This window comes from Alkalibacterium indicireducens (genome assembly GCF_039522005.1).
Classification (GTDB): domain Bacteria; phylum Bacillota; class Bacilli; order Lactobacillales; family Carnobacteriaceae_A; genus Alkalibacterium; species Alkalibacterium indicireducens.
Window position 1 is genome coordinate 1 of sequence record NZ_BAAADA010000001.1, and the last position, 8271, is coordinate 8271.

Annotated in this window: 4 protein-coding genes, 25 tRNA genes, 2 rRNA genes and 1 other annotated feature; all 31 genes read right to left on the minus strand. The window is 44.5% G+C overall.

The window, feature by feature from the left end:
• A 16S ribosomal RNA gene (locus tag ABFX15_RS00005) occupies window positions 1-145 on the minus strand; the annotation flags it as partial.
• Window positions 146-609: 464 nt separating this feature from the next.
• The gene (locus ABFX15_RS00010) at window positions 610-1191 is read right to left on the minus strand and encodes a ThuA domain-containing protein (RefSeq protein WP_346023541.1); all 582 of its coding nucleotides are present in this window, start codon (window positions 1189-1191) and stop codon (window positions 610-612) included.
• A gap of 367 nt (window positions 1192-1558) precedes the next feature.
• Window positions 1559-1642: transfer RNA gene (locus tag ABFX15_RS00015), tRNA-Leu, on the minus strand.
• Between the two features lie 19 nt (window positions 1643-1661).
• A tRNA-Cys gene (locus ABFX15_RS00020) sits at window positions 1662-1732 on the minus strand.
• Window positions 1733-1758: 26 nt separating this feature from the next.
• A tRNA-Gln gene (locus ABFX15_RS00025) sits at window positions 1759-1830 on the minus strand.
• Window positions 1831-1836: 6 nt separating this feature from the next.
• Window positions 1837-1909: transfer RNA gene (locus tag ABFX15_RS00030), tRNA-His, on the minus strand.
• A 58-nt stretch (window positions 1910-1967) separates the two neighbouring features.
• Window positions 1968-2038 (minus strand) — tRNA-Trp (locus ABFX15_RS00035).
• Window positions 2039-2043: 5 nt separating this feature from the next.
• A tRNA-Tyr gene (locus ABFX15_RS00040) sits at window positions 2044-2124 on the minus strand.
• 9 nt (window positions 2125-2133) lie between these two features.
• A tRNA-Phe gene (locus ABFX15_RS00045) sits at window positions 2134-2206 on the minus strand.
• A 21-nt stretch (window positions 2207-2227) separates the two neighbouring features.
• Window positions 2228-2300, minus strand: a tRNA-Asp gene (locus tag ABFX15_RS00050).
• Window positions 2301-2393: 93 nt separating this feature from the next.
• Window positions 2394-2466, minus strand: a tRNA-Met gene (locus ABFX15_RS00055).
• A 92-nt stretch (window positions 2467-2558) separates the two neighbouring features.
• Window positions 2559-2648 (minus strand) — tRNA-Ser (locus tag ABFX15_RS00060).
• A 26-nt stretch (window positions 2649-2674) separates the two neighbouring features.
• Window positions 2675-2746: transfer RNA gene (locus ABFX15_RS00065), tRNA-Glu, on the minus strand.
• A 10-nt stretch (window positions 2747-2756) separates the two neighbouring features.
• Window positions 2757-2831, minus strand: a tRNA-Ile gene (locus tag ABFX15_RS00070).
• Window positions 2832-2864: 33 nt separating this feature from the next.
• Window positions 2865-2935 (minus strand) — tRNA-Gly (locus tag ABFX15_RS00075).
• 5 nt (window positions 2936-2940) lie between these two features.
• Window positions 2941-3013: transfer RNA gene (locus tag ABFX15_RS00080), tRNA-Asp, on the minus strand.
• An 87-nt stretch (window positions 3014-3100) separates the two neighbouring features.
• A tRNA-Met gene (locus tag ABFX15_RS00085) sits at window positions 3101-3173 on the minus strand.
• Window positions 3174-3265: 92 nt separating this feature from the next.
• Window positions 3266-3339, minus strand: a tRNA-Ile gene (locus ABFX15_RS00090).
• 20 nt (window positions 3340-3359) lie between these two features.
• Window positions 3360-3433: transfer RNA gene (locus ABFX15_RS00095), tRNA-Met, on the minus strand.
• A 13-nt stretch (window positions 3434-3446) separates the two neighbouring features.
• Window positions 3447-3520 (minus strand) — tRNA-Pro (locus ABFX15_RS00100).
• Between the two features lie 10 nt (window positions 3521-3530).
• Window positions 3531-3604, minus strand: a tRNA-Arg gene (locus tag ABFX15_RS00105).
• A gap of 13 nt (window positions 3605-3617) precedes the next feature.
• Window positions 3618-3703 (minus strand) — tRNA-Leu (locus tag ABFX15_RS00110).
• Window positions 3704-3737: 34 nt separating this feature from the next.
• Window positions 3738-3809 (minus strand) — tRNA-Gly (locus ABFX15_RS00115).
• Between the two features lie 30 nt (window positions 3810-3839).
• Window positions 3840-3912: transfer RNA gene (locus ABFX15_RS00120), tRNA-Thr, on the minus strand.
• 9 nt (window positions 3913-3921) lie between these two features.
• Window positions 3922-4003, minus strand: a tRNA-Leu gene (locus tag ABFX15_RS00125).
• A 30-nt stretch (window positions 4004-4033) separates the two neighbouring features.
• Window positions 4034-4106 (minus strand) — tRNA-Lys (locus ABFX15_RS00130).
• 9 nt (window positions 4107-4115) lie between these two features.
• Window positions 4116-4188, minus strand: a tRNA-Val gene (locus ABFX15_RS00135).
• 10 nt (window positions 4189-4198) lie between these two features.
• Window positions 4199-4314, minus strand: a 5S ribosomal RNA gene (rrf, locus tag ABFX15_RS00140).
• Window positions 4315-4421: 107 nt separating this feature from the next.
• A complete protein-coding gene (gene msrA / locus ABFX15_RS00145; protein ID WP_346023542.1) occupies window positions 4422-4964 on the minus strand; it encodes a peptide-methionine (S)-S-oxide reductase MsrA in 543 nt (180 codons plus the stop codon).
• A gap of 206 nt (window positions 4965-5170) precedes the next feature.
• Entirely contained in the window at window positions 5171-6445 is a 1275-nt protein-coding gene (gene serS, locus ABFX15_RS00150; protein ID WP_346023543.1) for a serine--tRNA ligase, read from the minus strand.
• A 62-nt stretch (window positions 6446-6507) separates the two neighbouring features.
• Window positions 6508-6731: a binding site (T-box leader), on the minus strand.
• A 58-nt stretch (window positions 6732-6789) separates the two neighbouring features.
• A complete protein-coding gene (locus ABFX15_RS00155) occupies window positions 6790-8106 on the minus strand; it encodes a serine hydrolase (protein WP_346023544.1) in 1317 nt (438 codons plus the stop codon).
• Window positions 8107-8271: the final 165 nt, after the last annotated feature.

Here is an 8271-nt window from a genome sequence, read left to right on the forward strand (position 1 = left end):
CCCTCTTATGGGCAGGTTCCCCACGTGTTACTCACCCGTTCGCCACTCATCCACACTCTGCAAGCAGAGTGCTTCAGCGTTCGACTTGCATGTATTAGGCATACCGCCAGCGTTCGTCCTGAGCCAGGATCAAACTCTCATTTTAAGTTTGACTTGCTCATTATATTACTTGTGAGTTAACCATGTTAACTCGTTTGTTGCCTTCGACTCCAAAAGAATCGAAGACCCCTGCACATTTGGTTGTTTCTACTTTGTTCAGTTTTCAAAGATCTATCTCGTTCAGTTTGTGTTGTCTGCATTTCAGCAGCAACCTTTATATCATATCATCGTCCTGATTCGATGTCAATGCTTTTATTTAATTTCTTTAAAAGCATTTATTTCGAATCGTCTTCTTCCTGACGACAACTTCATTACTATACCTTGTTTCCAATTGCTTGTCAACAAGTATTTTATGTTTTAGTGTTACTAGCAAATATCGTTTGCAGCAACAGAATTAATAATAACAGGTATTTGAAGAATCGTCAATGATTAAATTGTATTTAACAATCATTTTTTTAACAAGATTTTTTAATAAGTGCATGGTATCGAGCTTGCGGCTTGCTCAACCTTTTATTGTATCATCTTTTTTGTAATTGCTTCTAAGTCTGTCTTTACCGGTCGACTCATTAGCCCCTCTTTATTGTGTGCTGGTATATATACGCAAACTTCACCGTACTTCACTGTCCATCCAGCAACAGACTCTTCATATTCTGAAGATGAAGTCATAGTGACTGTGACATCTTTACCGTAATTAATGAAACAATGTTCATCGGTAATACTAAATTCTTCTTTTCTATCAGTTAGACTACTTTCTTCTATATACTTGTAGTTCACACTAACAGGCTTCTCCGGATGATAATCAAAACTGCCTCCTACCATGTCAATATAAGTAGTCAACTTTTGATAGCTGACTAATCCCGAATGCCAAACTAGCCATGACCCACCTTTTTTTACATAGTCTACTATTTTATCTTCTTCGAACTCTGTCATCCATTCTTCCGGGTTATCTGATTCAGGATCCAAGCGGTTCTCTGAAGCTGATATTACAAGGTCTGGTCTATCTTTCAGATGTTCTGTAAGTTCTTTTCGGTCTGCACATAGGATAGTTACGTCACCCAGTTTATCCAGGACTTGTGTAAGACCCTCTTTCAATGTATCTCCATCATGATAATAGCCCCCTAGTACTGCAGCAATTTTCCTTTTACCTCCAGTTTACTATGTTTCTCTTTCCCTTTTAAGCCTCTTCTGTTACTATATTCTGTCTTTAATTTAACTGGAATAGTCTCAAGTCATCAGAATCCAATGAACTTTTCATCTCATATAGAGATACTTCTATCATAAAGTATGGTTTATCCCTCTATCTTTGCAGCATATCCATTTTAACACAAAATGTTTTATACGCTTACATTATGACTCACTTAGTTTGGTTCTATGATTCTAAACTTACTCATTTTCGTTTTTTACACAAAAAAACTCACATACTCTTATGTAGAGTGTGTGAGTTAAACGTAAGACTATATACCGGCGGCCGGAGTCGAACCGGCACGCCCTAACGGGCACTGGATTTTGAGTCCAGCGTGTCTACCAATTCCACCACGCCGGCATGATTCAATATGAAGATAAGGCGGTAACCGGATTTGAACCGGTGATGAAGGTTTTGCAGACCTCTGCCTTACCACTTGGCTATACCGCCATCCTAAAAATGATATTCAATTAAAACTGGGCTACTAGGATTCGAACCTAGGAATGACGAGACCAAAACCCGTTGCCTTACCACTTGGCTATAGCCCATTGAAGGGCGACTGATGGGGATCGAACCCACGAATGCCGAGACCACAACCCGGTGCGTTAACCACTTCGCCACAATCGCCATATTCTTAATTAAAATCATAGCATATTCAACAAATAATGTCATGATGAATTGCTGACAGGGGTAGCAGGAGTCGAACCCACATCGATGGTTTTGGAGACCATAGTTTTACCATTAAACTATACCCCTAGCGATGGAGGGAGTAGGATTTGAACCTACGAACCCGAAGGAACGGATTTACAGTCCGCCGCGTTTGGCCACTTCGCTATCCCTCCAAATTGCTATGGCGCTGGACAGAGTCGAACTGCCGACACACGGAGCTTCAATCCGTTGCTCTACCAACTGAGCTACAGCGCCATCTTTCAATATCCTGCTTTACGGTCCCGACGGGAATCGAACCCGCGATCTCCTGCGTGACAGGCAGGCGTGATAACCGCTACACTACGGGACCTCACGATTTATTCAGCCTCTATGAGGTCACACTGTGGACTTACGTCCAAGTGTATCATGTCTGTAATCGCTAAAGCTTCAACAGCCATGACAATTGCGGGGGCAGGACTCGAACCTGCGACCTCCGGGTTATGAGCCCGACGAGCTGCCAACTGCTCTACCCCGCGATAACAATAGAAAATCATTGTGTTGAGACACTTCAAGCTGACGCTTGAGTGTACTATGTCTGTAATCACTATAACGTCAACAGACATGGCAAAGGAGGATGTGGGATTCGAACCCACGCGCGCTTTTACACGCCTGACGGTTTTCAAGACCGTTCCCTTAAGCCGGACTTGGGTAATCCTCCATTAAAGTAATACTATTTAATTACTATGACCCCTACGGGATTCGAACCCGTGTTACCGCCGTGAAAGGGCGGTGTCTTAACCGCTTGACCAAGGGGCCAGTATTAAAATGGGCCTAAGTGGACTCGAACCACCGACCTCACGCTTATCAGGCGTGCGCTCTAACCGGACTGAGCTATAGGCCCTAAATATATTAGGAATACTTTATTCAAGTATAAAGCGGGTGAGGAGAATCGAACTCCCGACATCAGCTTGGAAGGCTGGGGTTTTACCACTAAACTACACCCGCTAAAACGGTCCCGACGGGAATCGAACCCGCGATCTCCTGCGTGACAGGCAGGCGTGATAACCGCTACACTACGGGACCTTACGAAAATCTTTATATGAGACACTGCGAGCTTTCGCTCGAGTGTACCATATCTGTACGTTACTAAAGTAACTACAGATATAGCAATTGCGGGGGCAGGACTCGAACCTGCGACCTCCGGGTTATGAGCCCGACGAGCTGCCAACTGCTCTACCCCGCGATAATAGTAGAAAATCATTTAAGGATACACTATGGACTTACGTCAAAGTGTATCATGTTTGTACGTTGCTGAAGCAACTACAAACATGACAATGGACCTTGCAGGACTCGAACCTGCGACCGAACGGTTATGAGCCGTTTGCTCTAACCAACTGAGCTAAAGGTCCTCGGATCCGTTTGTTTATTATAGCGGCGGAGGGGATCGAACCCCCGACCTCACGGGTATGAACCGTACGCTCTAGCCAGCTGAGCTACACCGCCATTTTATTACTAATCGGGAAGACAGGATTCGAACCTGCGACCCCTTGGTCCCAAACCAAGTGCTCTACCAAGCTGAGCTACTTCCCGAATGTTAAAGTGCACCCTAGAGGAGTCGAACCTCTAACCGCCTGATTCGTAGTCAGGTACTCTATCCAATTGAGCTAAGGGTGCTGATCATTGTGAATACCGAGGGCCGGAGTCGAACCGGCACGGAGAAAACTCTCCGCAGGATTTTAAGTCCTGTGCGTCTACCAATTCCGCCACCCCGGCTGAAGTGTACTTTGGTTACCTGTGTCTATTCACAAGCGGAAGACGGGATTCGAACCCGCGACCCCCACCTTGGCAAGGTGATGTTCTACCACTGAACTACTTCCGCAACAAGGCAGATCAGTCTGCCCGTAAAAAATGCCGGCTAAAGGATTTGAACCCTCGACCCACTGATTACAAATCAGTTGCTCTACCAACTGAGCTAAGCCGGCGTGTTGTTATGCGGATGGAGGGACTTGAACCCCCACGCCGTGAAGCGCTAGATCCTAAATCTAGTGCGTCTGCCAATTCCGCCACATCCGCATGTAGCATATATAAGATTACTCTTATATATGAGCCGTACAGGATTCGAACCTGTGACCCACTGATTAAAAGTCAGTTGCTCTACCAACTGAGCTAACGGCTCATGGATCTATGGAGGTTAACGGGCTCGAACCGCTGACCCTCTGCTTGTAAGGCAGATGCTCTCCCAACTGAGCTAAACCTCCATTAAAAACTGCATAGCAACGTCCTGCTTTCACAAAGGGAAACCCTTCACTATCCTCGGCGCTGAGAAGCTTAACGGCTGTGTTCGAAATGGGAACAGGTGGATCCTTCTCGCTATCGCCACTATACAGTTTATTGCGTCGTGTTACCGCAGCAACTCTTATATCATACAAAGATATCGACCTAATGTCAACAACTTTTGTAAAAATAATTTGAACTTCTTTTCTCACCACTATTAATCCTCAGCAGGATCCTCGTTCCAGTGCTTAGTTAAAAAGCCTGCTCTTCCAGATCCAATGCTATAACGTTTATAGTGAGCAGACTCTTTTTTGTAAAAATCCTGATGGTATTCTTCAGCTGGATAAAAGGGTTTTGCCTCTTCGATAGTCGTAACGATCGGATCTTTGAATTTGCCACTTTCCTGCAGTTCTTTTTTTGACTGCTCAGCTGCTTCTTTCTGTTCCTGATTATTGTAAAAGATCACAGGTCTATAAGAATCTCCTCTATCCACAAACTGTCCACCTGCATCTGTGGGGTCAGTCTGTCTCCAGTATATCTCTACCAATTCTCTATAAGGCATTAATTCAGGGTCGTATGTGATTTCTACTGCTTCAGTGTGACCAGTCGTACCGGAAGTGACCATTCGATACGTCGGGTTTTCAACGTGTCCACCTGTATAGCCTGATACAACGGAATGGATACCGGGCTGCGAGTCAAAAGGCTTGACCATACACCAGAAACACCCTCCTGCAAATACTACTTTTTCTAATTCTGCCACGCTGTTTCCTCCTGATCCTGATTCTATTCATAGTCTAAGGTCGAATATGTCTATTATGATTGTATCACACTGCCTCGTGAATCAAAGAAAAAGAGCTTGTCTTATATATGACTCAGACAAGCCTTTCTATATTTTCCTACATCAGTGACGGACAGTTATTTAGCCGAACATCGACTTGAATCTGTATACTTCAGCAGGGATACACTTTATTTGATTTCTGTGACGCCGCCCATATACGGCACCAGTACATCAGGAATTTTTATGCTGCCGTCAGCCTGCTGATAATTTTCAAGAATTGCGGCTACTGTACGTCCGACTGCTAGCCCTGATCCATTCAGCGTGTGTACATAATCGATCTTATCGTCCTCTTCACGTCTATACCTGATCATCGCCCGTCTAGCCTGGAAAGATTCTGTATTAGAGCATGAACTGATCTCCCGGTAAGTTTCCTGCGTCGGGATCCACACTTCTAGATCATATGTTTTAGCTGCCGCAAAGCCAGTATCTCCTGTAGAAAGAAGAACAACTCGATATGCAAGTCCCAGCTTCTGCAGAATCACTTCTGCATTTGCGGTCATCTTCTCAAGCTCGTCATAAGAGTCTTCCGGCTTAGCAAATTTGACCATCTCAACCTTATTGAATTGGTGGAGTCGAATCAATCCTCGAGTATCTCTTCCTGCACTTCCCGCTTCTGAACGGAATGAAGGAGATAGAGCCGTAAAGTAGATCGGCAGATCTTTTTCATCAAGAATCTCGTTCTGATAATAGTTAGTCAACGGGACTTCTGCCGTTGGAATAAGCGTCAGCGGATGTCCGTCGATCTGGAAAACATCTTCTTTGAATTTAGGAAACTGACCTGTACCATACAGAGCATCATCATTTGCAAGATAAGGCGGAATGACTTCTTCATATCCGTGTTCAGTCACATGCAGGTCGATCATGAAGTTATAAAGAGCACGCTCCAGTCTGGCACCGAGTCCTTTGTAATACAGGAATCGGCTTCGGGCAACTTTTGCACCTCTTTCAAAATCTAGAATTTTCAGGTCAGCACCTAAATCCCAGTGGGCTTTCGGTTCGAAGTCGAATTCAGGCAGATCTCCCCACTTGCGTATTTCTTCGTTTGATTCTTCATCTTCACCGATAGGCAGAGACGGGTGAGGCAAGTTCGGCAGTCCTGAAGCAATGGTCTGTGTCTTTTCTTCTAACTCATCCAGTTCAGCATCAATAGCTTTGATGTCTGCTCCGACCTGCTTCATAGCCGCAATAGCCTCGTCCGCATTTTCCCTGTTGCTTTTTTTCTGTGCAATCTGATTAGATACATCGTTTCGTTCTTTCTTCAGTTTTTCAGATTTCTGAATCAGTTCTCTGCGACGTTCGTCCAGCTCTTTCAGTTCGTCGAGTTCAGACGGGTTCACTCCTCGTGTCTGCAGACGTTCTTTTACTGCATCAAAATCATTTCGGATCAGCTTGATATCGATCATACCGTTTTCCTTCTTTCTTTTTTTATTATCAGATACAAAAAAGCAGTTCTTCTATCCCTGTTATCAGGGACGAAAGAACTGCTTTTCGCGGTACCACCCAGCTTCAAAAAGACCGGTGTCTTTTTGCACTCTGCCAGGATAACGGTCTGTACCGAAATAACTTCAGCCTATGCTTCGCTATTTTATAAATGACGATGGATTCAGGGACAGTCAGGATCAGTTTCCACCACCCACTGACTCTCTAGACCTGCTGCTGCCCTTACTGATTCGTCTTCTTTCTGTTCATTAAGTTGTGCTTCTATTCTACACCAACAGCAGTTATAAAATCAACTCCCATTACACGATTAGAAGCGGTCTCTTACTCCGCTGAAGAAATCTCTCAACCAAGTTGAAAAGACAGTGAAGAAACCTGCCCGCTCGACAGATTCAGCAGCAGCCACGTTAACCGTCTGCTGGGCTTCTCCATTCAGGAATTCCAGATCATCTGTATTGTCGATAACCAGTTGTCCTAGACTTTCTCCCACTGATACAGGCGCTTCGACTTCACCCTTTTCATTGACTACATCGTCATTGGGTACGAAAGTATAAGAGTAGTCTTCCAGATCAGTCCCTTCAGGAAGATAGAAGCCGATAGACTCCGTCGTTACGAGGGAAATGTCTTCTTCCACTCCGTTACGTACAGTTAGATTGTGTTCGTCATCCAGGTTCATTTCTGATTCAATGATTGTTACGTATTCAAACTCACCGAAGCCGTAATCGAACAGTTTAGACGTTTCTTCGAAGCGCTGACCACGGTTCGTAAATCCGTCTCCCGCACCCATAACTACAGATACAAGTCGACGTCCTTCTGCTTCCGCTGTCCCTGTAAATGTCGCTCCGGCAAAACTGGTCGTTCCGGTCTTCAGCCCGTCCACGTCCATGCGTTCATGAGCCAGGCCTTCCAGCATCCAGTTCCAGTTCAGCATATTGATGGCATCAGATGTGCCTTCTCTGAACGTCATACTTGGGATACTTGATGTTTCCAGAACTTCCGGATAATCAGCAATCAGACGCTGTGCAATAGTAGCGATGCCTTTAGCTGACATCACATTTTCAGCATCTTCATCACTTCCCGGGTAATGGTTGCCTTCAAGAAACGAATTGTTCAACCCAGTTGTGTTATACAGCTGATACTCTTCAATTCCCCATGATTCAATCAGTTCTCTTGCACGGTCAACAAATGCCACTTCAGATCCTTCAATTTCTTCTGCCAGTGCAATAGTTGCGCCATTTGCAGAATAGATTGCCAGGGCTTCATACAGTTCCTGAACGGTATAGACTCCGTTCTGATGAAGCGGGACATTGGATAATGCATAATTCTGACTGATCGCGTGTGCGTAATCACTGATTGTGACTTCGTCGTCCCAGTTCAGGTTTCCTGCTTCAATTTCTTCAAATAGAATATATTCCACCAGCATTTTAGTCATGGACGCAATTCCGCGCTGGTCTTCCGCATTCTGCTCAAAAAGGATCTGTGAAGTTTCAAAGTCGATCAGCAGTGCAGATTCCGCTTCAACAGACAGGTCATTTTCTTCAGCACTTGCAGCGTAAGTTCCGAAAACGGGCATAGCTAATGCAGCAATAAAAGAGGTTTTTAACAGTTTTTTCCGATCGATCATCATTTAAATAACTCCTAATTCATATAGTTTGTTTTTGTCTTACTCGAAGTCTTACAGGCATTTTTATTCAACATGTTTCATGGTACTCTTTCACTCTAAAAAAAGCTTCGGCTACGCCTTCGCCCTTTTGGGATAGTGCGTAGCCATTACTTTTTCAGTTCTGAATTA

Bases quoted from the DNA above. Each gene is read 5' to 3' on its own strand.
- serS (WP_346023543.1), bottom strand. From the start codon at position 6,445: ATGATCGATATCAAGCTGATCCGAAATGATTTTGATGCAGTAAAAGAA.
- ABFX15_RS00155 (WP_346023544.1), bottom strand. From the start codon at position 8,106: ATGATGATCGATCGGAAAAAACTGTTAAAAACCTCTTTTATTGCTGCA.